The organism is Paraburkholderia caffeinilytica (assembly GCF_051027425.1).
GTDB classification, from domain to species: domain Bacteria; phylum Pseudomonadota; class Gammaproteobacteria; order Burkholderiales; family Burkholderiaceae; genus Paraburkholderia; species Paraburkholderia caffeinilytica_A.
Window position 1 is genome coordinate 2,244,587 of record NZ_CP186553.1, and the last position, 25,270, is coordinate 2,269,856.

Genomic DNA, 25,270 nt, shown 5'->3' on the forward strand with positions numbered 1-25,270 from the left:
GGGTGGCTATAATCGGCCGCCCTGGTCTATTGGCTGGGTATGCGCCGTTATTTTCCCCGTAAGGATTGCAACGCTCAGCTTGCATTTGTAAACCCGGGGAAAAACGTTGCGTAAGGATTTGTATTGGCTCACGCAAAACGTTTGCGCCTATCGTGGCCGCACACTTTTGTGGGTGCTTTCCCTCTTCCTCTGGATTCGCCTGATGGGCGCCAGCGGAATTGAAAGAACTATTCAAAGTTGGATAAGACGTTGGAAACTGCATCTAGTAACAACGCGGCACTGCCGCCCACGGGGAAGAAGAAAGGCCTGGTTGAGCGCATCAAGGGGGTCAACCGGCTCTTTGCGTTGACTGTGGTTGTGCCGACAACAATCGCCGTGCTGTACTTCGGGCTGATTGCATCCGATATTTATGTTTCGGAGTCGCGCTTTGTGGTGCGGAGTGCGCAAAGGCAGAGTCAGACCAGCGTGGTGGGTGCGCTGCTGCAAGGTACGGGCTTCTCACGGGCGCAAGACGATACGTATCCCGTGATCGACTACATTCAGTCTCGCGACGCGCTGAAAGAGTTAAATCAGAGTGACTATATTGCCGATGCCTATGGTAATCACGGTGACTTGCTGAGTCATTTTTCACGACACCTCGATGGCAGCTTCGAAGCGTTGTGGAAGTATTACGGCAAACATATCGTTACTGTCGATCTGGACTCCACCTCGGCGATTACAACGCTTCAGGTCCGCGGCTATACCGCCGACGACGCTGAAAAAATCAACGAAAAGCTGCTCGAGATGAGCGAGCGGCTGGTCAACCGCATGAATTCGAGAGCTGCGGCCGACACGGTTCAGTTCGCACAGGCCCAGGTCGATATCGCCGCGGGCAAAGCCAAAGATGCAGCCGCAGCGCTGGCGACCTATCGTAACTCGTACACGGTTTTCGATCCTGACCGGCAGTCCGCGCTTCAATTGCAGCAGGTCACTGCGCTGCAAACGCAACTGTTCGCCGCTCAAACGCAACTGATCCAGTTGCAATCGATCGCTCCGCAGAACCCGCAGATTCCTGTACTCAAGACCAGCATTGAGACGCTTGAAAAGCAGATCGAGGGTGCGAATGGCGGGGTGACTGGCGGGAAAAATTCGTTGTCGAATAAGGCGGCCATATACGCACGTCTGCAACTGGACTCGCAGTTTGCGGACAAGCAATTGGCCTCGGCCATGGCTGCGCTAGAAAGCGCGCGGGCTGAAGCGCAGCGCAAACAACTGTATCTGGAAAGGCTGGTTCAGCCGAATACGCCGGACGTGGCGATTGAGCCGAAGCGATTGAAGTCGATTTTTGAAGTGTTCGCGCTGGGGATGATCGTTTGGGGCGTGTTGAGTCTGCTGCTCGCGGGCGTACGTGAGCACCACGACTAAGGACTGGAAAACGTGCATCACGACACACCCTTCCTGAGATCGCTGCAAATTCAAATGCGCGTGGTAGGCGCGCTTTTGATGCGAGAGATCCTGACGAGATACGGGCGGCATAACGTCGGCTTTTTGTGGATTTTTTTTGAGCCGATGATGTTTACGTTGGGGGTTCTCGGCCTGTGGACCGCTACCAAAGCGACGCACGGGTCAACGCTTCCGATCACGTCGTTCGCCGTCACCGGATATTCTTCCGTTCTACTTTGGCGAAATTGTGCAAATCGTTGTGCGCTTGCCATCCTGCCGAATCAGGCGCTGCTCTACCACCGGAATGTACGCGTAATCGACTTGTTCATGGCGCGGGTGCTGTTGGAGATCACCGGGGCTACGATATCCTTCGTCTTCTTAACAGTTTTCTTCGTGACGATCGGGTTAATGCCCCCTCCGCAAGACATTACACTGATTATCGGTGCGTGGGTCTACCTGGCTCTATTCGGTAGCTCGCTGGGATTTGCTATTGGCGCATTGAGCGAACGAAGCGAAACCGTAGAACGCGTTTGGCATACTGTTGCGTACCTGCTGTTTCCGCTCTCCGGCGCCCTCTTCATGGTCGACTGGTTGCCGGAGAAGTTCCAAAAGATCATTTTGCTTCTACCAATGGTCCACGGTACTGAAATGTTGCGTGGCGGCTATTTCGGATCGCTCGTTAAGCCTCACTACGATATTAGCTACATGATTACGTGCGACCTGGTCCTGATGTTCATCGGCCTATTTCTCGTAAAAGACGCAAGCAAGCGAGTCGAACCCGAATGATCGAACTCAAGGAAGTTTGCAAAGACTATCACACGCGTCAAGGCCGCCGTCGCGTCCTTGACGGGATCAATCTGCGCGTCAATGCCGGAGAGAAAATCGGCATCCTTGGGCGCAATGGCGCCGGCAAATCGACGATGATTCGCATGATCAGCGGAGCCGAGTTGCCGACGTCGGGAAAGATCCGTCGCAGCATGAGTGTTTCCTGGCCTCTCGCATTCGGCGGCGCCTTTCAAGGCAGTTTGACTGGAATGGACAATCTCCGTTTTATCTGCCGGGTATATGGTGCCGACGCGAAGGCCGCCGAGCCGTTTGTTCAGGAATTCTCCGAGCTCGGCTATTACCTACGCGAGCCGGTCAAGAGTTACTCAGCCGGTATGCGCGCGCGCCTCGCCTTTGCCATTTCGATGGCAGTCGAATTCGACTGCTTTCTGATCGATGAAATCGTGGCTGTCGGTGACAGCCGTTTTCACGCGAAGTGCCATCACGAGCTTTTCGATCGCCGCCGGGATCGCTCACTGATCATCGTCAGTCACGATGCCGGATACATCAGAGAACATTGCGATCGTGCCGCCGTGCTTGTTCAAGGCAAGCTTCACGCATTCGATCAAGTCCAGGATGCCTACACGTTCTACCAGGAAAGCGTGAATTGAGGTTCATCGCGCAGCAATACAATTGCCCGAACTGATTAACAAACTCAAAGCCGGAGCGCTCCAGTTTGCCGCGATCTGGTGGTTGCCGCGGCTCGTCAAAGCGGCGCGAAGTGCAGTCATGGCGCTTCAACCAACAGCCATCGGCGCCCCGCAACCGGCCCGACAGCTACTCGTTGATGTTTCAATTATCGCTTCGCACGATGCAGGCACGGGAATTCAGCGCGCAGTTCGGTCCTTACTACTGCAACTTCTGGAATCGCCCCCCTCTGGTTTCGAAATCAGGCCTGTGCGTGCGACAAGAAAGCGGTCCTATCGTTACGCCAATAGCTACCTTGCATCGTTGACTTCGTCGGGACTCGTTCAGGAAGACTCGGAAGTACAAGTATTCAACGGTGACATTTTCCTTGGACTCGACTTAGCCAGCCGAATCGCGCCCCGCCGCCAGATCGACCTGCTCAAGTGGCGTGCAAAGGGTGTGCGCTGTGCCTTCGTGGTTTACGATTTATTGCCGCTACTGCATCGCCATTGGTTCACGCCTCGCGCATATCGCTCGTTCCGTGATTGGTTATCCACACTGGCAGTACATGCAGACGCACTGTTTTGCATTTCCAACGCGGTTTCCAACGAGGTGCGCGGTTGCATGGAGCGTCGTTTCAATCTGGTTGGAAACGAACCTGCAATCGAATGGTTTCATCTCGGAGCCAACCTACCGATCACCGACACCGAAGTTGCTGTCGACACAGCGCAGTTGGACTGCGTGAATCCCAGCTCAAGGCAGCGCGCCGTTCTCATGGTAGGCACAATCGAGCCGCGTAAAGGCCACGCGCAAGTACTCGACGCATTCGAACTGCTATGGCGCAATGGTGTGGGAAGTAAACTGATTATTGTGGGTGGACAAGGCTGGCATGTCGAATCATTTATCGAGCGCCTGAAAAGTCACCCCGAAATAGGTAAGCGTCTACTTTGGTGCCCGGATATCGACGATGTCCAATTGATGCGGTTGTATGCGGAGCTCGACGGACTCGTAGTGGCATCGGAGGCGGAAGGTTTCGGACTACCGTTAGTGGAAGCTGCTCAATACGGAATGCCCCTATTTGTCCGAGACATCCCCGTGTTTCGCGAAGTGGCTGGCGAACACGCGGCCTATTTCTCGGCACAAAGTGGCGTTGAACTAGCGCCTCAATTAGCCCAATGGCTGGACCGGTTAAAGAACGGCACGGCACCCACCAGCCAAACCATAAAGCCGCTGACGTGGTCCGCAAGTGCTGACCGTCTAAAAGCATTGCTGGCGAATTTAGACTGCCCGCGTTAGCTCAACTAAAACGACGGTACACCTCAAAGGTTGTTTTGGCACAGCGCTCCCATGTCAACACGCTGGCAACCCGCAACCCACGTGCCGCAGCGGTATCACGCCACGCGTCATCGCACAGCACTTGTTCTATACCGCTACGCAGCACTTCGTGATTATCGGGCTCGACGAGCAAAGCCGCACCGCCGGCGACTTCCGGCAACGACGAAGAGTTTGAGGTTAAAGTGGGTACTCCGCTTGCCATTGCTTCGAGCACAGGAAGCCCAAATCCCTCGTAGACCGATGGATAAAGAAATGCCCGCGCTCCCGCATAGAGCAACGGCAGGAATGCTTCGTCGACAAATCCCAAATACCGCAACCAGCCTTCTTTTTCTCCCCGTTCGATCTGCTCACGTAACGCGTCGTTCAGCCACCCTGCGCTACCAGCCAAAACCAATGGATAACGTGCACGCACCAATCGTGGCAAATCAAGGTAGGCCGCCAGCAAATGATCAATTCGCTTGCGGGGTTCGAGTGTGGAAACACACAGCGCATAGCCACCATAAACAAGACCGTAGCTACTCAAGGCAGATGCAACCTCCGGCGCGTCACGACGGCGAAACTCCGCTCGTGCGCCTAAAGCAATGGCTGTAATACGCTCGGGGGACCAGCCGAAATAATCAATGATTTCATTGCGGGTCGCATCAGAATCCGTAATTAAATGAGCGGCGCGTGCCAGTGTCGATGCAAAACTGCTCTCGAAGTGTTTGATGCGCGCGGCGGGATGCATCTCTGGATATTTAAAGACTGACAGATCGTGCACTGTCACGATTCCGCTGTCCACAGACTCCGGCAAGAAGTAATTCGGAGAGTGGAACAGGTGTCCCCGCATTTCACGCCTCAAGTGCCATTGGCGCCAACTCTTAGGAGGGCGCAAAAGACGGCGCTTATGCTTCTGAGTATGTGCGGCTACCTGTAGCAGGTCCGCCGGGTTGCCGATCCAATGGCCGGCGAAGAAAAAACGCATCGAGTCAAGTTCGTGACGCATGCCGTGGTAGTGGGATGCCAGTTCCCATGCGTACCGACCGATACCAGTTAGGGGAGGAACCAGCGCATCTACAGCCAGGATCAATTTCATACAACGTTCTCAGGCAGATGACGCAAACCGTTCCGTCGCAGAGTCAGATGAAGAACAAAGATAGAATTAACCGCCATGGCGATATTCCGGAGGAACGGTCGCAACTCATTGTCCGTACGATCGATTGATACGAGAGCAGACTGGGGGGAGATAAATCTCGATGGCACAGTCAGTTTTTTCATCGTTACACTCTGAGCCAGTGATAGCTGTACAGCATTCAAACATACGGGGAGGTTTACCCTCCCCGCTTACAAATCTGCTTGACGCTTTCAAGACGTCCGGCCCAGACCTTCAGTCAGGAAGGCTACTCATTTGAATCGCCCGTTGCGTTTGAGCTCACACTGCATTCAACTAATTCATCGCTTCCGTCCAGGATTGCCGTTGGCACATGGATATGTACCTCCTCAGACTCCCAAGGCCAGATCTCGATCATTGAGAGTCGCAAGTCTGTGCTATCAGTGACCAAAACCCTAACTTCAAGGTCAACGCATGAAGCAGCCAATAATATTGGCAAGATGACGAGGCATTCCTCGCTGTCTCGTTCGACAAGGTGTCGCTCTGCAATCACGCGATCGCCCTTATCAACTACGACATCCATATATGCCCCGGCGAACCCAGCTTTGCCCAGTACACCGCGAATCGCCAGTCGATATCGACCGGCGGCCAGCGGAATATAAGGACCAAACGTTAGATATCCCGCCCTTCCTGTGCAAGCGATCTCGTGCCCTACACGTATGCCAACCTGCGTGCACACGCGGTCGTCAATACCAAGAAAGCGATACCCCTGCGCAATACCATCGGCAGCTATATTCTCGGCAGAATCGATAGCTCTAAGGCTGATTTCAGCAGGCAAATAGGAGTAACCGGCAAAGGTGCGACTAACTTCGTGATAAATCTGAAATTCACACATAGCATCATGCCATGCGAGCTCCTGCGCACCTTCAGGTGATCGCTCGGTAAATGCAAAACCAGCCGTATACGTGCCGGCAGGGAGATTCGGGATCAGGTGGTGACTTACGCAATACCGGCCTGCCGTCACGAACTGGTGAGTCTGACCCAACAACGTGCTATTGATGCCAAACGCCCACTGTCCATCACTGTCGAACAGATGGATTCCCATCTCAAGCCCCTTCACGTCTCGCGAAAGGGAGAAATCGACGTCGAACGTTATCGGCTGGCCATGCCGGATATCGTAACCTTGTTGCAGCATCGCGGAGTGAATTGTGATGTCCGGTGCACTAAAGGTGCGAGCCAACGTTGGCTCATATTTCCGCCATCCCGATACAGTCTGGCGGGAAATTTTTGCCACGTTTGTTTTTTCAGCCGACGTCTTCCAGGCGACCACCGCTGCGTAAAGGCGTAGGTCAAGCTGATTAAGTTCCTCAATGCGCTTTCTTAATACTGGAGATACTTTTTCTACCGCGGGCCGCTGGTTAGTCACATTAACCTGCGCAAGTTCAATCGGCGGATTAATCCCGATCAAGGCAGCAGCCTCTTCGAGAAAATTTGACATATTTTCGTATATGCCAACAACCGCATACTTCTGAATCGCAGCGAAGGCATTGGCGACCTTCACTTCGTCCGACTCGGTACCGTCACCCAAAATTCTGCAAAAATGCTCAGTGTACGGGTTCGAAATCGATTCAATAAACTCAGGGGACGCATCACAGCCGTCACTCGCAAGAAACCGGCTCGCGCCGTCTTTGTGAGCAACGGTTTTCCTTACAATACCAACGTTGTTTGACAGATAAAAAATCCAGGAAATGGCCCGATCAATGGGATCCCGGAAAAACGTCATATATTGATAACGAGGATCCAGCTGCTCCGCGTTATGAAAAAAAACGTGCGCACTAATAATTGAATAAAGTCCGCCATATTTTCGGATTAAATCGCGATGATCTCCGATCAGGTTGGTAGTAACGCAACCGGCTCCCAAAGCCTCGACGAGCCAGGCATTGATCGCCTGGCCAGCCGTCTTGGGAAGATGGTCGAAAATCACCCGACCGGAGAATACATCATCTCCAGTTATCATTTTATTTCATCACCCACTATATTAAAACGAGAACCCAGCCTGATTTCGTCGAATATCGGCTTCCACCATCATTCCACACAATTCCTCCAAGGTGGTTTTGGGCCGCCAATCCAACTCCCGCATCGCCTTCTCTGGATTCCCAATTAGCAATTCGACTTCAGCCGGTCGGTAAAATTTGGGATTGACCTTGACGAGCGGTTTGCCGCTCTTGCGATCAATGGCCACCTCATTCTCTGCTGAGCCTTCCCAGATCAGATCAAAGTCAGCCGCACGGGCAGCCATTGAGACGAAATCTCGCACAGTTTCCGTGCGATTAGTTGCCAACACATAAGTGTCCGGCTTATCGGCTTGCAGCATGCGCCACATGCCGTCCACATATTCTTTGGCAAAACCCCAATCGCGCTTGGCGTCCATATTTCCGAGCTCCAGCACATCAAGCTTTCCCAAACGGATCTTCGCGATGCTATCTGTGATTTTACGGGTAACAAACTCGCGGCCGCGCAATGGGGATTCGTGATTAAACAGAATCCCGCTACTAGCGAATATGTTGTAACTTTCCCGATAGTTAATTGCCATCCAGTGTGCATAGAGTTTTGCGACCCCGTACGGACTACGCGGATAGAATGGTGTGCTTTCAATCTGCGGAATGGCCTGAACCTTACCAAACATCTCCGAAGTACTGGCTTGATAGAAGCGAATTGCCGGATTGACGATTCGGATCGCCTCAAGCAGATTCACCGGCCCAAGGCCCGTAATGTGACCAGTCGTGACGGGTTGATCGAATGAGACCCCGACAAAACTCTGCGCGGCCAGATTGTAAACTTCTGTTGCGCCAGTGGTCTCCAAAAGACGGATGCTGGCCCCCAGATCGGTGAGGTCATATTCAACCAAATGAAGATTGGGGTGCTTGTCAACGCCCAACTCCTCAATACGCCAGAAATTTACCGAGCTCGTACGACGGTAAGTACCATACACGGCATAGCCCTTATCGAGCAACTGCTCTGCAAGATATGCGCCGTCTTGCCCCGTAATACCCGTGATGATTGCTGATTTCATAGTTCAAATCTCGTTATCAATAAAAAATATTTTTAATTTGATGCCGCTTCTTTCGTTCGCTCACACCAACTGACTGGATGCTCGTGTCCGCATGCTTCGCCACTGCTACCTGCGCTCCCGCTCGCCCCGAATGCAATGCAGTTACGTGTGATTGCTGGTGCGGAACCGATATATCCGAATACTTTTGATCGGACACAGGCACTGGCTGTATCTCGAGTAACGAAATAGTCACGTCCGAATGGTCTTGCACCCATACCCTGACTTCAAGGTCCTTGCACGCGGCATCAAGAGTTATTGTCTGTGTGACCAGCACGCCGTCCTTATCCGCTTCACCGAGATCGGACGTACCAAGGATCAGCGAAGCCTGATTCACGGACACATCAAATTTCGCCCCCGCACGATTACCCTTTCCTGCGAAACCGTGAATAACTACACGATACTCGCCTGCAGCCAATGCAATGTACGGGCCAAATATCAAATACCCCGATTGGCCCGTGCTTCGTACGGTCCGACCACTGCGCAACCCCACCTGCGTAAGAAGGCGTTTATCGCTGCCCCAAAAGCGTTTCACGTCGTCGGGCATCCACTCCTGATACCACTGTCCGCCAAGAACGACATCCATTAAGTTCTTTGCACTCTGTTTCCAACTTAACCAGGACGCGGCGCCCAATCGGCGAGCACGCGCTGCCTTGCCGAGTGCTAACCAAGTCCGAACTGAGTCGGCCAGCGCTTCAGGAGAGCGCCCCGAGAAGTACATAGCTTGCTCACCGGCCAACTCACGAAACAGCGGGATATCCCGAGCAATCACGGGCAGTTTGTACCGCACGGCCTCAATAAGTGATAAATCAAAACCCTCTCGTTCGGAAACTGCGATCAGGCACGCTGACGTCTCGTAGACTTTCTGAATGCGCGAACCGTCGGCATCCTCCAACCAGAACAATCGACGATTGAAAGACGAATGGCTGCGAATTGTTTCGGCCAATGTCCCTGCCATCTGACCGGCTTTTCCTACTATCACCAAATTGACTTCGACGCCCTGTGCCCACAACCCCTCAAACGCTTCCAACGCCTGCTCATGTCCTTTCCCATTCGTCAACTCACCAGGAATCAAGAAGCTAGGCTTAGATGCAATGGCCTGCATTGAAGCATCCACAACTGAAGATGCAGCATCAGTCTTCACGGACGACTCGACATCAACACCTAGTTGGAAGCAACCAATATTGAAAGGTCTTAGCCGATCCAAAGCGCCGACAGATAGCGCATCCAGCATTTCGTCGGCAACTGTACGCGATGGGCATAGCACGCCGTCGCAACGCATTATTACCCGCAGAAATTCCTGGAATTGGTCGGTTACATCCGACTCAAATCGCTGAGGCTGCAAGACAGGAAGCATGTCATAAACAACAAAATTGACCTGTACTCCGCAGTTTCGTATCGTCTGATAAAACGAATCGTGAGTCAGAACAACTTGCTTCTGGACAGCCAAACCGAGGAATTGGTCACCGGCCCGAAATTCGATCGGCTCATCGGCCAACACTGAATCAGGACAATCCAGAAAGCGCAGCGAAAATCGACGCGCGTAGCGATACCCTTGATCCGGTGTCGCGTACACTGGGTCAACTCGATAGCCATGTGGAGGATTAGCAAACAACTCTCTCAGAAGGCTACGCGCCACATCGCTGGTTTCGTTCCTGTCGCTTTCTTCGATCAAACCAGAAACGTCAATTAGTAGCTGACGCAGACCTATCGTTGGAACGATGGATCTTTCCACGCCGGTTGCCAAATTCATCCATGAGTCAGCATCATTTGGTGCTGGTTCCAGGGTACCTAACGCACGCGCCAATGCACCAACACCAGCGGCCGCCTCACGATAAGTGCGTTCGATCACTTCCGCATACTGATCCGCGCACGTTCGCGGCGCATGGTAAGTCCGGACGATATGACTAGCACTTTCACCCAATCGCTTGCGAAGCGACGCATCCTTCCAAAGTGTTTCCAGAGCTTCAACGAGCTGCTCATCTTCAAACTCGTCAGGGAGTTTCCATACCGCTTCGTCAGGCAGATCCACCATACTGCCGTTTGCATTTACGATAGTTGGCATACCCCAGTTCATACAGTCCAGCACTGACGCGGATGTCTCTCCACGCGAAAGCGTGCGCAACTGCACGCCAACATCGGCCGCAGCCAAATATTGACGGAACTCGGTGGCATCGGTCCAACCCGTTATGCGAATATTCTTTTGCACTCCGCTGTCTGCAATGACTTCCAGCAATTGAGCGCCATAGTCACCGCCGTGATTTTGGCCAACAAACACCAAGACACATTTGTAGTCTTTTGAGAGTGCCGAGGAAAGCCAGGCTTTTAGCAACCGGTGATTCAACTTGGTAGGAGCCAGAATACCGAAACTGCAGATGACAAAATCATCAGGGTCGAGATTGAGCGCCCGGCGAGCTTCCTTTCGACCAATATCTTTCGGCGGCGTCCGGAGCAAAGGTAAAACAGACCAATCGTCGCCTGCCCCTTCGCCGTACCACTTTTTCGCCAATTGCTTTGAATGATTGGAGTGTACGATCACGCTGAGCGCACTTTGGAGCACACTCAGATTACACGGGTATTGCCATAAAACCGCTTCCTCTATATCTGCTATCTGGAAGCGACGCTGCACAGAAGCGTAACCATGTGCATGAATAAGCTCTTTGACTAGCGCGGATGGGCGAATACCGTGTACATCCATGCACTGCGTCATCCCGGACAGAAAGAAATCGTGCAGAACGACTACCCCAGGATAGTCCTCCAACAGATCCAGCATGTGTTCATGAAAGTGCGAGTTGCCAAAGTGATAGAGCACTCGCTCATAACGATTTGAATGAGCCTTAAACCATTCAATGCTGCGCTGAGCACAGTTCGCGGAAATCCAAGGATCAGAGATTGCGCCCTGAGCCAGGATAACATCGACATCATAATGACGGGCCAACTCAGGCAGTAACTCCGCACTATAGTCACTAATGCCGCTGCGTTCTGGAGGAAGCGGAGAAAAATACGCTAACTTAGGGCGTCGATTGGACGGGGCAACGAGCGCGCGCGAGGTTGCCTCGTTTTTTTTCCACGAGCAAAATGCAGCAATGGCGGCTTTCCCGCTTGCATCCCAGGAAAAACGTTTCGATTGCTCCAAGCCATGGATCTCTAATTGCCGACGAAATTGTCCGTCGGTAAGAACCTGCTCGAGTTTTTTGGCAATTGACTCGTCGCTATGTGGGTCAAAAAGAGCGTCGTCTCGGCCGATGACCTCAGGCAAACTCGACGTATTCGCACCGATCACGGCACGACCGCAAGACATGGCCTCCAACGCTGGCAAGCCAAAACCTTCATGCCACGACGGGAAAACAAACACTTGACAAAGGTTATATAGCGAAAGCAAGTCATCTTCCGAAACGAAACCCGTAAGTACGAGTTCATCAGTAGCAAGACCATGTTTCTTCGCCAAGGCCAACAACTCGTCCCTGTTGTGCTGCTGAATCGAACAGACTATAGCTAGCTGAGTTTTTGCTCGAATACGTTTTGGCAGCCTGGCATAGGCGCGAATCAGACCATCGATATTTTTACGGAAATCGATCCCGCCGGTATACATCACAAATTGTCGATGCAAATTGTGTCTTTGACGGACATCGTGCTCTTTCTCGGCACTAACAACTATAGGCTGAAATTGCGGCTCAGCGGCAGTCGAAACATTGACAGCCAATTCCCCCGGGAACCCGAGATAATCAATAGCCTCCTGACGCGACGACTCCGAGATGGCTAGCAGCAAATCAGCTCGACGAATATTTCCGTATTTGTATTCGAACCACTTCTCAACGACTGGGTTCTGGAAATAAAGATGAGGGTTAATTAACGGAATCAAATCATACAATATCACCGCCGTTGGCACGTTGCTACTCAACAAGCCCACGCTCGTTACGATGTCATCTCCGAGCCCTTCGATCAGGCTGCTGATCAAGACCACGTCGGGCTTCAAACTGGCCAAAAAAGCTTCCCGCACTAACTCAGCTGACTGACGACGCCAGTCATTGTTCGTATCCATGTGGCCTACCGGCCCCGGGACCTGCCAGACGCGAATATTCGCTTGCGAAAGCAATCCTTGAAAAGCCGCTCGAATCGGTTCTATCGAATCAGGAAAGAGCCCGTTGAGCGCAAGAAAGACCTCGTGCTCACCTTTGTTGCGGACGATTGCTTGCGCCAGCGACATCGTGTAACGACCGATGCCCCTATACCGAGAACCCGAGCTCTGCGCTCCCTGTAGATCAATCACGATACGCATTTAGGCGCCCCTCTCAGCAGACGATTTGATTTGTTTATAGATAGTTCTGGCACGTGTCGAAAGCTGCACTGCCCCGTCCGACACCGTCGGTGAAATCGATGTGGTGACGGGGATGTTTTCGACAGCCGCATGCCTGCTACCCGATGCAGTCGCACCGAGTGTCCTGTTTTCAAGGACCAGGTTGCGCAAATCGGTAAGCGCACCTTCCAGTTTCTTAAAGCGATAATTACTCTCATCACTCATCAGGCGAAGTTGGTTCTCAATCGCTCGCAGATTACGTTCACTTGCACGATTACCTTCCCCGCCGTTGGACCACCTAAATAGCCAACCGATCAGCGGCAATTGCCCACTTTCGTATCGCCGAATAGCCGCGTCCAGCCCAGGAAGATTGGCTGCATGCGCCTTTCCTTCAGCGGAAAATCTTATTTGCGCCAAGATCCGGATTTTGGATATCCCGGCGCGGATCCGACCCAGGTAGTATCCCAAACCCTCGGAATCCGGCGTTCGCCCCAATAACGTTTGATAGGCACAGCGCACGAACTGCTGATCGTGATGGGCGAGTAACTCCTCCAGCGTGGACGCAACGGCCGGAGCAATCGGATCAACCGCTTGCGTGAAAGAAATCATGATGGACTCAATGGATGCGTCGCGAACGTTGATCGCGTTTGATTCTAAATTCGATGACATGAGTGCGTGATGTACCTCGCCTTCACTCGCTTGCAAAGTAGGCACAGGAAGGACGGCGTCATCGGAAAAGACGGGAATGTCGGACTCCCCGCTTGCTGCTTGTATTTTTCTGGATTGCGACTCTTCAGCGACATTCATTGACTGATCGGGTTCGCTCAATGAAACAGATACTCCGCCACTATTCGCTTTCGATTTAGGCGCACCAAGCGCGGCCAACCTGCGCAACGGCGCAGTCATTCGCCACGTCAGTGAAGCTTGCGTCGCAGCCAGACTCTCCTGGACATGCGCGAGCGATTGACGTAGCCGCATGCTTGTTTGTTGCTCAGCTAGTATTTCGGATTTGAGCCGTGCCGCAGCCGACGCACTCTCTGCAGCAAGGCGGTTATGCTCTTCAACCCTTGCATTGAGTTCGGCGTGATGTCGTTGTGCTTCCAATTGCTGATTGAATTGGAGAGTCTGCGTTTCACCTTGTAAATCTACGATTGTCTTACCGAGCGCCTTTTCTTGCCTAACCCATTCCTGCTCTTGCAGGCGAGCGGCCTCTTGCACGGCTTGATGCTGTTCGACAAGAACCAGCTCTCGCCTTGCATGCTTAAGTTGAAGCGCATGCTCCTGCTCGCTATGGCTGCGTACCAGCTCGGCCCTTTCCCGGGCCGTCTGTCGCTGGCTCTCCAGCAGTTGCGCAGTTATCTCCTGCTCACGCTTTACCTTTTCCCGCAGCAGCGCTTCAAGTGCTTGTCGTGATTGGTCAATTTGTTCGGCGTATTCTTTTTCACGCCGGCCAATCTCTTGCTCCAACCGTCGACGCTCTTTTTGTTCCGCCTCGAGGTGCGAGTTAAGCACTTGTTCCCGGGCAGCATGTTGCCGAAACAATTCCTGCTCGCGATCTACTTGGCTCCGAGCCAACTCACCCTTTTCCCGTGCGGCTTGCTCTTGAATTGCCAACAATTGCGCGGCGACTTCCTGCTCACGTTGAGTCCGAGCAAGTAAGGCACTTTCCAACCGTTCCTGCACCTGGCTGGCGCGCTCCGACAGCGCCTGCTCTCTTTTCACCCAGTCTTGCTGAACACTGCGCAATTCATCGCGCTCGGCTTGCAATCTCTGAGTGAAAGCGTTCTCGCGATCGACTTGCAGACGGTGTAGTTCACGCTCCCGTTCGACATGCATCTGAGCCTGCGCGGCGCTCTCATCGGATGCCCGACGTTGAACTACCGACAGTTGCGTGACGAACTCCTGCTCACGCCGGACCCAATTCTGATTCTGTTCGCCGCGTGCTGTCTCGAGCGCGGCGACGCTTCGATTGAGGCCTTCAATCTCACTGCTGACGGACTGCCTTTGCCGCTCGACTTCGGCGAAAGCCTCACTCACCGATTCTTCGTAGCGCTGCTTGATCAAATTATGAAAGGGAGCGCTGGATGTGCCATTGAGGACGAATCCATCAAACACGTTCGGAGGTGACTGGAACGCGCCTTTAATTTCTGGATGCCCTTCTGACACGTAATAGCGATTCAATCCGTCGAAATAGACTGGAGAGTATCCATACGAGACAAGTATTGCTTCCCAGCTCTCATGCGTTTCAATCTGAGTCATGGGAAGCGTGCTTTCGACCACAACAATCCAGGGGCGAGCTGCAGATGCTCCCCAAGTGGACAGCACTTCGTGCTCAAGTCCCTCTACATCAATCTTGAGCCAATGTATTTCAGACCGTGTCGATGCGGCGAAAATCTCTGCCAGAGTAACGCAGGGCACAACTATTTCATGCACGTCGAAACCGCGTTCACGATGCTGTGCCGCTATGCTCGCGTCTCCGGTAGAAATCCCAGTGCTTGGAATTTCAAAGAACTGTAGAACGCCTGGTCCATTACAAACAGCCGCCTGAATAACCATATCCCCCGGCCGCTGCTGCCTCAGCAATTCAGCATAATGCGGTGTCGGCTCAACGTGAATACCTCGCCATCCGCGCTCATGAAATGCGAGGCTCACAGAGTCGATTACTGGATCCTGGGCGCCGATATCAATATACGAACCCTTCTCGACATGCGCGAGCGCACGCCAAAGCATGACATCTTCGAAATTCTGAGCATAAGAGGTAATACTCACGTTATGACTTCCGAATCAGAGGCAGTGCAGGGTCGGGACGAAGCGCAACATCGGGTTTAACCGAAAACGAAAACCTTACGCGCTGGATGACAGATGCGAGACCCATTGAAATCGCCCTAGGCGTTGAAGCCGAAAAGTGATCCCGCGTCGATTGCCGGAAAGACGGTCAGACGCTTCGAAGACAGAAAGATCGACGCGCAGCGGATGTAACGGCACGCGAGCGAATCAGCGCCAGCGTTGTCGAATCTCGCGCGCACCCGCCCCCCTCTCCGTATTCCAGAATAAAGATAAAGCACGATTTTCACTTCTCTCTTCGACGGCCATCGAGTGCGGCGGCATCGGAGCGCCGCAGCACTCGACGACACGCGCCAGCAATCCATTCGTTATTAGGCTCAACGCTCCGAGGCGAGGCGTCAAAGGACGCACTCCGCGTTGCGGCGGCCTGCTTTATTTAGCGTCACCTGTGCGTGACAAACAAAAATCCAACATCCCCGGCCAGAATCGCACTTGATATAGCGCCCTGGTCGCGCGCCCGGCTTATTGAACGACAACTTGAGACAAGTCAGATCCTCGCGCAACTGCCTCGATTCGGTCACCAAGCTCGGGGACACCGTCAGCCAATTAATAGGCCAATCGATGTTAAAAAAGGCGCTTTCATTTAACAAAAAGATTGGCCATGTCGCCCTAATGGGCGACAGCCCTCTTCCTGCTTACCTAAACGTCTGAACCCCCGTAATCACCGGATACGCCACCGAGAACACCACATTCAAGAACTTCTGCACCTCGGCGATCGGCGCATTCGACACATACAGCAGATCCTTGTTATCCATCATGAAGCTCTGCGCGACGAAGAAAGAGTTCGGGTCACGCAGATTCACGCGATAAACAACCGGCACCTTGCCATCCGCAGTTGTACGCACCGGCGAGTTAGGCCACGGCAATGCCTTCGCATCTTCAAGACGGAAAATGAACACGCCCTGCGCATCCGAACGGGAATCCTGCAGGCCACCCGAGCGCGCCAACGCTTGAGCAAGCGTAATCCCCTGCGCCTCGAAATTGATTTCCTCATTCTTGCCAGTCGCACCGAGCGACGTAAAGCTGAACGGCTGGAACAGCGCTGTCACCACGTCGCCGGCATGCAGCGGCACGTTCTGGCGCGGATCCCGAATGACCGTTTCAAGCGGCAGAGAAGCCACCGTGTCGCCACGCGTCACCTGAATAGTGATCTTGTCGACAGGTTGCTTCACACCGCCGGCCGCAGCCAGCGCATCAAGAAGGCGTTCGCCGCGCGCGGTCAATGGCATCCGGTTACTACTGGCCACGTCGCCAACAACCGTCACATACGAGGTCGCGTTGCGCGAGAGCTTCACCAGTACTTGCGGGTCGTGGGCAATATTCTTGAGGCGGGCAGCAATGTCACGCTGCAGTTGAGTCGGCGTGCGCCCCACCGCCATCAAGTCCCCCGCGAAAGGCACATTGATTTTGCCGCTGCCGTCGATCGTCTGATCGGGCAGCACAGTCACGCGCGCATTGCTGGTGCCGGCCTTGGAGTCCAATTGCGCAGCGCCAAACAGCGTGGCGGGCGGCGCCTCCCAAATCGATACTTCGATCGTGTCGCCCACGCCAAGCTGCTGCTGGAACGTCGTGCTATTACCCAACGTGGCAGAGAAATCGCCAACGCTGCGCTCAGCGAACAGCTTGCGCGCGACATCATCCGTTACATCGACGATCTGGATGCCCGCCGGATTGGCAGGGGCTGCGGCGCGGTTTATCTGCGAGCTGCTAGGCCCAGACGTAGGGATACTCGAGCAACCGCTAAACGAAAGCGCGCCAAAGACAACCGCGGTAAAAATAACACCAGGAGACAGACGCGACATTTATTGCAGGATTTAGTAAGGAATTTGAGTTCGCGCGAATTGTCTCATGCTGTTGGGGGAAATGGCACGGTGTGAAAAAAAATCCACACTCCGGAGGCTAAAAATCTCTTCGCAAGCGCACATAGCTTGCGCTTCACCTCAAACGCAAGCTATGTAACTGCATATCAGACAGGGACTGCGGAGGATCAAGCGCTTAACAGGGCGAAGCAACTGGCTCGCGATCCTTGCGGAAAAGCCAGGGTTTAACAAAATACCCTCCAACGCCAAACGTTTGCATAGCAAGTGACGCGATGAAGAACATCTATTCAGCTTCTGTGGATGGCAATTTATTTCCCACCATTCAACAAGCCAATACCAATCCTTACATAAAGTTCTGGTATACGCCCGCGTCGCAGCCTCAGTGAAAGCTACGTTGCGCGCCTGCCTGGAACGCGCCCGATAACCGATGGATTTCCGCATTCCGGCCAACCCGAATCCATCAGTCGACGCGACACTTCTCGTTTTCCATGGGCGCCCCGTTTCTACCGAGCGCCACGCAAAACCACAAGTACGCGACTTATGCGTCGAGCCGTTGCGCCGACATCTCGCCGCCATCAGCGTCGAGCGAACTCACCACAAGGAGAATCCGTTGCAGTGCTTCTTGCAGATTAAGCTCGGCCGTATTCAACCGCAATTCCGGATTAATCGGCGCCTCATAAGGCGAATCAATCCCGGTGAATTTCGGCAGCGAACCTTCTCGCGCTCTTTTGTAGAGTCCTTTGACGTCCCGCGCCTCGACAACCTCAAACGGCGCGTCCACATGCACTTCGATGAACTGCCCAGCCCCGAACAATGCTCTGGCCGCGTCGCGATCCGCCCGGAACGGGGAAATGAATGAGGCAATAACGATAATACCCGCATCGACCATCAATCGAGCCACTTCAGCGGCTCGCCGGATGCTTTCGTGGCGGCTGGCATCGGAAAAGTCGAGGTCGTTATTCAAACCCTGGCGGAGATTATCGCCGTCGAGAATGTACGTGCGAAGACCGCGGGCCTGCAATTCTTTATCGAGCACGCCCGCCAACGTCGACTTGCCGGCGCCAGACATGCCGGTAAACCAGATAACCAGCGGACGCTGCTGTTTCGTTGACGCGCAACTGCTCACAGTAATCTGGGCCACCGGCGGAACCACGGGATCGGTATAACTTCTGTCCATCACTCTCAGATATATATGTAGTAACCACTATCCGACGCGCATATAGCGGGTAGAAACTCAACCCAATCGTCGCGCCGAATCAAACCGCCCACGCATCGGCGAGCCCGCACTTAAGTGCAAAGCGCTGCCGGCACAAGACACGCCAAACTGGCTGCACTCGAGCCGCCAGTTCTCTTTACCATCTGGTTAGCACACCGCCGCTCAGGATCTACTTCGGGCGAAGGTGTTACTTCATGTCGGGAAAAACCATCCCTGCCCGACACTAAACGCAGCCATGAAAGCCGGAGTTGCTGTTGCCGCCGGAAAGCAGCACTTAGCGCAGCCACCCGACTAACGCCTTACCGCAGAGTTACAAAACGTCGACGCAAATTCTCTCACGCACTCGGGTAAAATGGCTCGTTGTAAAAAAAAAGCCACACTCGAAGGACCAAAAAGGTCCGAACGACAGCCCAAAAAGCACACCCTAGTGTCAACTCTATTCCTGGACGTCACGCGCCTCCTTACGCGCCTTTACGACGGGCTTTTGCCCACGGGCGTAGATCGCGTCGGCCTCGCATATATTCAAAAATACGGTGCTCAAGCGCGCGCAATCCTTAGCGAACGCGGCTTCTCCACGGTTTTGACCGAGCGGGATTCACAGCAAACGTTTGCAATGCTTCTTGCATCCGTCCGCAATCGGAACGCAATCCGCGCTTTAGTCGTGCGCGCGTGCCTTAATCGTGTGCGAGAAACAAGACTTAATGGAGTGCTGTTGCATACCAGTCACAACGGGATGGAATTTGGCCGTTATTACCGGGCTATGACAAAGCGCGAAATCCGCCCGGTATTCATGGTTCACGATTTAATTCCATTGACTCATGCCGAATACTGCCGCCCGGGAGTCGAGACGACTCATCGGCACCGCATACATACAGCGCTCAAACACGCGAGCGGTCTGATCGCCAATTCGCAAGCCACGCTGGATTCGCTCGCTGCCGAAGCACGCCAGGCCAATCTGCCGCTCCCGCCGAGCGTGGTCGCGCGCCTCGCCTCAGGCGTCACCCAGCAGCCGCTCGCCCCGCGCCCGCTGCCCACGCCCTACTTCGTCATGCTCGGCACCATCGAGCCGCGCAAGAACCACTGGTTCGTCCTGCACGTGTGGCGGCGTCTGGTCGAGCAACTCGGCGCAGCTGCACCAAAGTTGGTCGTGATCGGCCGGCGCGGCTGGGAATGCGAAAACGTCGTCGACATGCTGGAGCGCTGCCAGAGCCTGAAAAACGTCGTGATAGAAGAAGCGCACTGCTCCGACGAGCAGCTTCATGCCTATCTCCAGCATGCTCAGGCGCTGCTGTTCCCGTCATTCGTCGAGGGCTACGGCATGCCGCTCGCCGAAGCGCTCGCGCTCAAGGTGCCGGTGCTCGCCAGCGACCTCGACGTCTTTCACGAAATCGCCGGCGACATCCCGGACTATCTCGACCCGCTCGACGGTCCGGGCTGGCTCGCTCAGATTCAGGCCTATGCTCAGGCCAACAGTCCGGCGCGCGACGCGCAATTGGTCCGCATCGAACGCTTTCGCGAGCCGACATGGGCGGAGCATTTCGAGCATGTCGACGGCTTTCTTGAGACGCTGCGCTAGATGAAGCAACGCGTCACTGGGCAACCGGCTCCGGAAATCCCGGCGATCAATCTACTCGGCATCACGCGCGGCTTCCGCTCGCTAAATTGGCTTGCCGGACGCGCGGAACATCTGTGGATCGACCGGTGGTTCGGGCGCGTCGCATTGCGCGTCGCCCGCTTGGGCGGCAGACACGTCAACGCGGCTTGGCCGGGTCCGGTCTGGTCGCAGGGCGCGTCGGGTACGCCGTTGTTGTCGTGGTTCAGCGCGCCGGTGACGGGTGCCAGCGCCGATGCTTTCGCTGCCGCGATCAATTCGGCACTTATCGTGGCCCTCGAACACGATCGGAGCGTCGGCGCCTCGCCTGAGGCTGAGGCCGAAGTTGAAGTCGGAGGCGGGGTCGAGCGGCTGATGCAGCGTTTCGCACACAACCATGCCTCGACACAGCGTCGACAGCACGCCAGTTGCCCCGCCGCGTTACTCGAAACCAAACGCCTAACCCGCGTCATGCTGATCGACGAGCGCGCCCGCTCTCATGGGCTCGGTGCGGTCCCGGTCCGCAATTCACGTCGAGCCTTCGCGCGGATGGTGCAAACCGCGCGCTCTGCCCATCCGCAAGCCGAATTCTGGATCGCCCGATCGGATGACAAAGGCGCGGGGCGCTGGCTTTCTACGTCGGCCGACGGTATGCCAGCCGGCGCCCGACAACTCGCCGATCACGAATCGCTGTGCGCCGCGTTGCCTCATGTCGACCACGTCTATACGTTAGGCGCCTCGGAGGGCATGCATGCGTTGCTGGCCGGCGTGCCCGTGCACGTATTCGGTGCCCCCTATTACGCGGGCTGGGGATTGACCGACGACGACCTGCAACCACCGAACCGCAGCGTACGCCCCACACTCGCCGCGCTATTCGACGTGGTTTTCCTGCGTTTTGCGCGCTACCTGAATCCGTTCACGCACACGCTGGGTACGCTCGACGATCTGCTCGACAGCATCGAGCTGCAGCGAGCAGTCCAGCACCGTTTCGCCGATGTGCAGCACGCCGCGGCGATTCGCTTCCAGTGGTGGAAGCGCCCATTTGCGACGCCTTACATAGGCGCAGGCGGCGCAACGTTACGCTGGACGCACGAGCCGCAGTCCGTGCAGGCGAACGAATGCGCGGTACTGTGGGGCGCGCGCAGCGCGGACGGTCTTGCACCCGAGGTTCGCCGCGTCAGAATCGAAGACGGCTTCTTTCATTCGACGGGCCTCGGCTCCGACATGATCGCGCCGCGCAGCCAGGTGATCGACCGCCGCGGCCTCTACTTCGACGCAAGCCAGCCGAGCGATCTCAGCGTACTGCTCAACGAAACCGAGTTCAGCGCCACCGAACTGGCGCGTGCTGCGGCGTTGCGTGAACGCGTGGCGAAACTCGGCGTCACCAAATACAACCTCGGCCGGCGTCGTCCTGCGTGGACCGCGCCGGCAGGCAAGCGGGTCGTGCTGGTTCCAGGGCAAGTCGCCGACGACGCATCGATCCGCCTCGGCACGCGTGCCATCAGCACCGCCGACGCACTGCTGCGCGAAGTGCGCCGGCTGCGTCCCGATGCATTCGTGGTCTACAAGCCGCATCCGGATGTTCTGTCGGGCAATCGCAATGGACTGATCGACGCGCAGCAACTCGCGGATATCGTCGACACGGAAGCGGACTTGCTATCGCTCGTCGACGTGGCGGACGAGGTGCACACCTTGTCGTCGCTCGCGGGCTTCGACGCGTTGTTGCGCGGCAAAGCGGTCTTCACCTACGGGCTGCCTTTCTATGCAGGCTGGGGCCTGACGCACGACGCACTCGCGCCCTTACCATGGCGCCATCGCACGCTGACGCTGGACATGTTGTGCGCAGGCGTGCTGCTGCGCTACCCGCTCTACTGGGACTGGCGCACGCGTCTTTTCACCACGCCGGAAGCGGTAGTCGAACAACTCGCGCCACAGGCTGCACGACCGCTCGAACAGGTTCGCGGCAACCGGATGCGGCCGCTGCTCAAAGCAATTCGCTGGACCCGCAACGGAATCCGCCATGCGTCATGGCGTTTCCGGCAAAAGCTCACGCCCCGCGCGTAGCCGCCGCGCCAGAAAACGTAAAAGCCCCGCAAGACTTTCACCTTGCGGGGCTTTTTCTCAAGCGACTACGTTTTCCGCCTATCGCGACATCATGTGCATGCTGACGTTATGCATGATCCACAATGACCCGACAATCAGAATCACGGCCGTCAGCACCGTAAAGCCGAATGCCATGACGTTCCAGCGCTGCGCCGACGACGTATTCATGTGCAGGAAGAAAATCAGGTGCACGACGATCTGCACGAGCGCGAGGCCCGCGATCGCGAGCAAGGCGTTCTCGCCGGTCAGCGTGCCGTTCAGCACGAGGCCGAAGGCTGCGGCGGTCAATACGACGGAGAGAATGAAACCCATCGTATAGCTGCCAAAGCTGCCGTGACTTTCGCCCCCATGTCCTTCGTCCGGGTGCGCCAGGTGTGAGTGATGGCTATGGTCCATTTAGATCACGCTCGCAAGATAGACAAAGGTGAAGACGCCGATCCACACGACATCCAGAAAGTGCCAGAAAAGGCTCAGGCACGTCAGGCGAATCATGTCGCGTTCGGTCAGATCGCGATGACGCATCACCTGAATCGCGAGCACCACCATCCAGATCAGGCCGCACGTCACGTGCAAACCGTGCGTGCCGACCAGCGTAAAGAACGACGACAGGAACGCGCTGCGGCTCGGGCCTGCGCCCTCTGCGATCAGGTGCGAGAACTCGCGCATTTCCAGCACGAGGAACGCGAGACCCAGCAGGAAGGTCACGCCGAGCCAGAAGAGCAGCACGCCCTTCCTGTTCTTGTGCGCGCCCAGCATCGCGAAGCCGTACGTGATACTGCTCAGCAGCAGCATCGACGTTTCAAGCGCGACGCCCGGGATCTCGAACAGATCCTTGCCGCTCGGACCACCCGCGAACTGGTGGCCCATCACCGCGAATACGGCGAACAACGCGGCAAAGATGATGCAGTCGGTCATCAGGTACAGCCAGAAACCGAATACCGATTGCGACGGCACATGGTCCGGCGCGAGATGCGGTTGAACCGCAATAGTCTTCTGTAGCATCAGTCCACCTCAACCGCAATGTGGGCACCCGCGCCGGCGCGCTTCTCTTCGATCAGCGCAACGGTGTCGGCCGGAATGTAATAGCCGTCGTTGTCCTGGAAGCTATAGACGATCACCGTGCCGATTGCACCGACCAGGCCGACGATCGCCAGCCACCAGATGTGCCATACACCGGCAAACCCGAGCGCCAGCGAGAACAGCCCGACCAGCAGACCCGCCGAGGTATTCGACGGCATATGAATGTCGCGATACACCGGCTCGCTTTGCGGCGCTTTACGCGACTTCATGTCGGTGAACGCGTCCAGCTTGCGTACCGTCGGGATGAGCGCGAAGTTGTACACCGGCGGCGGCGAGCTCATTGCCCATTCCAGCGTGTGGCCATTCCACGGATCGCCGGTGACGTCGCGGTTTTCCGGCAGATTGCGGTCGCGGATGCTGACGTACAACTGCGCCAGTTGGCAAGCAATGCCGATAGCGATCAGCCCTGCGCCGAACGCAGCGAGGATCAGCCACGGATGCCATGCCGGATTGTCGTAGTGATTCAGACGGCGCGTCATGCCCATGAAGCCGAGCACGTACAGCGGCATGAAGGCGACATAGAAGCCGACCAGCCAGAACCAGAACGCTGCCTTGCCGAGCTTTTCATTCAGCTTGAAACCGAATGCTTTCGGGAACCAGTAGTTGAAACCGGCCAGATAACCGAACAGCACGCCACCGATAATCACGTTATGGAAGTGCGCGATCAGGAACAGGCTGTTGTGCAGCACGAAGTCCGCGCCCGGGATCGCCATCATCACGCCGGTCATGCCGCCGATCGTGAACGTGATCATGAAGCCGATCGTCCACAACACGGGTGTGGTGAATTCCAGACGGCCCTTGTAAATCGTGAACAACCAGTTGAACACTTTCACGCCGGTCGGAATCGCAATCACCATCGTCGCAATACCGAAGAACGCGTTGACGTCAGCGCCCGACCCCATCGTGAAGAAGTGGTGCAGCCACACGAGGAACGACAGCACCATGATCGCGCAGGTTGCCCATACCATCGTCTTGTAGCCGAACAGCGGCTTCTTGGCGAAGGTGGCCACGACTTCCGAGAAGATACCGAACGCCGGCAGGATCAGGATGTACACCTCCGGGTGACCCCATGCCCAGATCAGGTTCAGGTACAGCATGGCGTTGCCGCCGCCGTCATTCGTGAAGAAGTGCATGCCGAGATAGCGGTCCAGACCGAGCAACGCGAGCGTCACAGTCAGAATCGGGAACGAGGCCATGATCAGCACGTTGGTGCAGAGCGCGGTCCACGTGAACACCGGCATCTTCATCCAGGTCATGCCCGGGGCGCGCATCTTCACGATGGTCGCGAAGAAGTTCACACCAGTGAGCAAGGTGCCGATACCGGAGAGCTGCAAACTCCACAGGTAATAGTCGACCCCGACACCCGGACTGAACTGCAATTCGGATAGCGGCGGATAAGCCAGCCAGCCCGTTTGCGCGAACTCGCCGATCACCAGCGACACGTTGATCAGAATCGCGCTAACCGCGGTCATCCAGAAGCTCAACGAGTTGATGAACGGGAACGCGACGTCGCGCGCGCCGATCTGCAGCGGCACGATCAGGTTCATCAGGCCGATCATGAACGCCATCGCCATGAAGAAAATCATGATGACGCCGTGGGCCGTGAACACCTGGTCGTAGTGATGCGGCGGCAGATAGCCGGGGCTCAGATAGCCGAGCGCCTGCTGCAAACGCATCATGATCGCGTCCGAGAAGCCGCGCAGCAGCATGATCATCGCCACGATGATGTACATGACGCCGAGCTTCTTGTGGTCGACGGAGGTCAGCCATTCCGTCCACAGGTAGCGCCATTTGCCGAGATACGTGACCGTGCCCAGCACGGCCAGCCCGACGAGCGCCATGAAGACGCCCGCGCCCACGATGATTGGCTCGTGATACGGAATCGCATCGAGTGTAAGTTTTCCGAACATG

General features: G+C 55.6%; 16 protein-coding genes. 6 read left to right on the forward strand and 10 right to left on the reverse strand.

The window, feature by feature from the left end; all coding sequences use genetic code 11:
- Window positions 1-279: 279 nt before the first annotated feature.
- The 4 genes from ACOSV0_RS30430 to ACOSV0_RS30445 are packed head-to-tail and all read left to right on the forward strand — an operon-like array spanning window position 280 to window position 4,170.
- Entirely contained in the window at window positions 280-1,404 is a 1,125-nt protein-coding gene (locus ACOSV0_RS30430) for a hypothetical protein (protein WP_434115892.1), read from the forward strand.
- A gap of 54 nt (window positions 1,405-1,458) precedes the next feature.
- Window positions 1,459-2,208, forward strand: a complete 750-nt coding sequence (locus ACOSV0_RS30435; protein ID WP_434115894.1) for an ABC transporter permease — start codon at window positions 1,459-1,461, stop codon at window positions 2,206-2,208.
- Entirely contained in the window at window positions 2,205-2,858 is a 654-nt protein-coding gene (locus ACOSV0_RS30440) for an ABC transporter ATP-binding protein (protein WP_434110952.1), read from the forward strand. Before ACOSV0_RS30435 ends, ACOSV0_RS30440 begins: the two co-directional genes overlap by 4 nt.
- 22 nt (window positions 2,859-2,880) lie before the next feature.
- Window positions 2,881-4,170 (forward strand): glycosyltransferase family 4 protein, encoded by a 1,290-nt coding sequence (locus ACOSV0_RS30445; RefSeq protein ID WP_434110954.1) that lies wholly within the window; start codon window positions 2,881-2,883, stop codon window positions 4,168-4,170.
- Window position 4,171: 1 nt separating this feature from the next.
- Here the strand turns inward: ACOSV0_RS30445 and ACOSV0_RS30450 are convergent, their stop codons facing one another.
- The 7 genes from ACOSV0_RS30450 to cysC form a co-directional block, all read right to left on the reverse strand.
- Window positions 4,172-5,284 (reverse strand): glycosyltransferase family 4 protein, encoded by a 1,113-nt coding sequence (locus ACOSV0_RS30450; protein WP_434110955.1) that lies wholly within the window; start codon window positions 5,282-5,284, stop codon window positions 4,172-4,174.
- A 304-nt stretch (window positions 5,285-5,588) separates the two neighbouring features.
- Window positions 5,589-7,316: a Wzt carbohydrate-binding domain-containing protein gene (locus ACOSV0_RS30455; RefSeq protein ID WP_434110956.1), complete on the reverse strand. Its 1,728-nt coding sequence runs from the start codon at window positions 7,314-7,316 to the stop codon at window positions 5,589-5,591.
- Between the two features lie 21 nt (window positions 7,317-7,337).
- Entirely contained in the window at window positions 7,338-8,372 is a 1,035-nt protein-coding gene (gmd, locus tag ACOSV0_RS30460) for a GDP-mannose 4,6-dehydratase (protein ID WP_434110957.1), read from the reverse strand.
- Between the two features lie 16 nt (window positions 8,373-8,388).
- Complete coding sequence (locus ACOSV0_RS30465; protein WP_434110959.1) at window positions 8,389-12,687, reverse strand: glycosyltransferase; 4,299 nt, start codon at window positions 12,685-12,687, stop codon at window positions 8,389-8,391.
- Complete coding sequence (locus tag ACOSV0_RS30470; RefSeq protein WP_434115896.1) at window positions 12,688-15,435, reverse strand: FkbM family methyltransferase; 2,748 nt, start codon at window positions 15,433-15,435, stop codon at window positions 12,688-12,690. It lies immediately after the preceding gene.
- Between the two features lie 749 nt (window positions 15,436-16,184).
- Entirely contained in the window at window positions 16,185-17,351 is a 1,167-nt protein-coding gene (locus tag ACOSV0_RS30475; protein ID WP_434110960.1) for a polysaccharide biosynthesis/export family protein, read from the reverse strand.
- A gap of 556 nt (window positions 17,352-17,907) precedes the next feature.
- Complete coding sequence (gene cysC, locus ACOSV0_RS30480) at window positions 17,908-18,546, reverse strand: adenylyl-sulfate kinase (protein WP_434110962.1); 639 nt, start codon at window positions 18,544-18,546, stop codon at window positions 17,908-17,910.
- 466 nt (window positions 18,547-19,012) lie between these two features.
- Here cysC and ACOSV0_RS30485 point away from each other — a divergent pair, with 466 nt between their 5' ends.
- A complete protein-coding gene (locus ACOSV0_RS30485; protein WP_434115898.1) occupies window positions 19,013-20,161 on the forward strand; it encodes a glycosyltransferase family 4 protein in 1,149 nt (382 codons plus the stop codon).
- Window positions 20,162-22,240, forward strand: a complete 2,079-nt coding sequence (locus tag ACOSV0_RS30490) for a capsular polysaccharide biosynthesis protein (protein ID WP_434110963.1) — start codon at window positions 20,162-20,164, stop codon at window positions 22,238-22,240. It begins immediately after the preceding gene.
- A gap of 78 nt (window positions 22,241-22,318) precedes the next feature.
- Here the strand turns inward: ACOSV0_RS30490 and cyoD are convergent, their stop codons facing one another.
- The 3 genes from cyoD to cyoB are packed head-to-tail and all read right to left on the reverse strand — an operon-like array spanning window position 22,319 to window position 25,269.
- Window positions 22,319-22,675, reverse strand: a complete 357-nt coding sequence (gene cyoD / locus ACOSV0_RS30495; protein WP_434110965.1) for a cytochrome o ubiquinol oxidase subunit IV — start codon at window positions 22,673-22,675, stop codon at window positions 22,319-22,321.
- Complete coding sequence (gene cyoC, locus ACOSV0_RS30500; RefSeq protein ID WP_434110966.1) at window positions 22,676-23,281, reverse strand: cytochrome o ubiquinol oxidase subunit III; 606 nt, start codon at window positions 23,279-23,281, stop codon at window positions 22,676-22,678.
- The gene (gene cyoB, locus ACOSV0_RS30505; RefSeq protein ID WP_434110968.1) at window positions 23,281-25,269 is read right to left on the reverse strand and encodes a cytochrome o ubiquinol oxidase subunit I; all 1,989 of its coding nucleotides are present in this window, start codon (window positions 25,267-25,269) and stop codon (window positions 23,281-23,283) included. Before cyoB ends, cyoC begins: the two co-directional genes overlap by 1 nt.
- Window position 25,270: the final 1 nt, after the last annotated feature.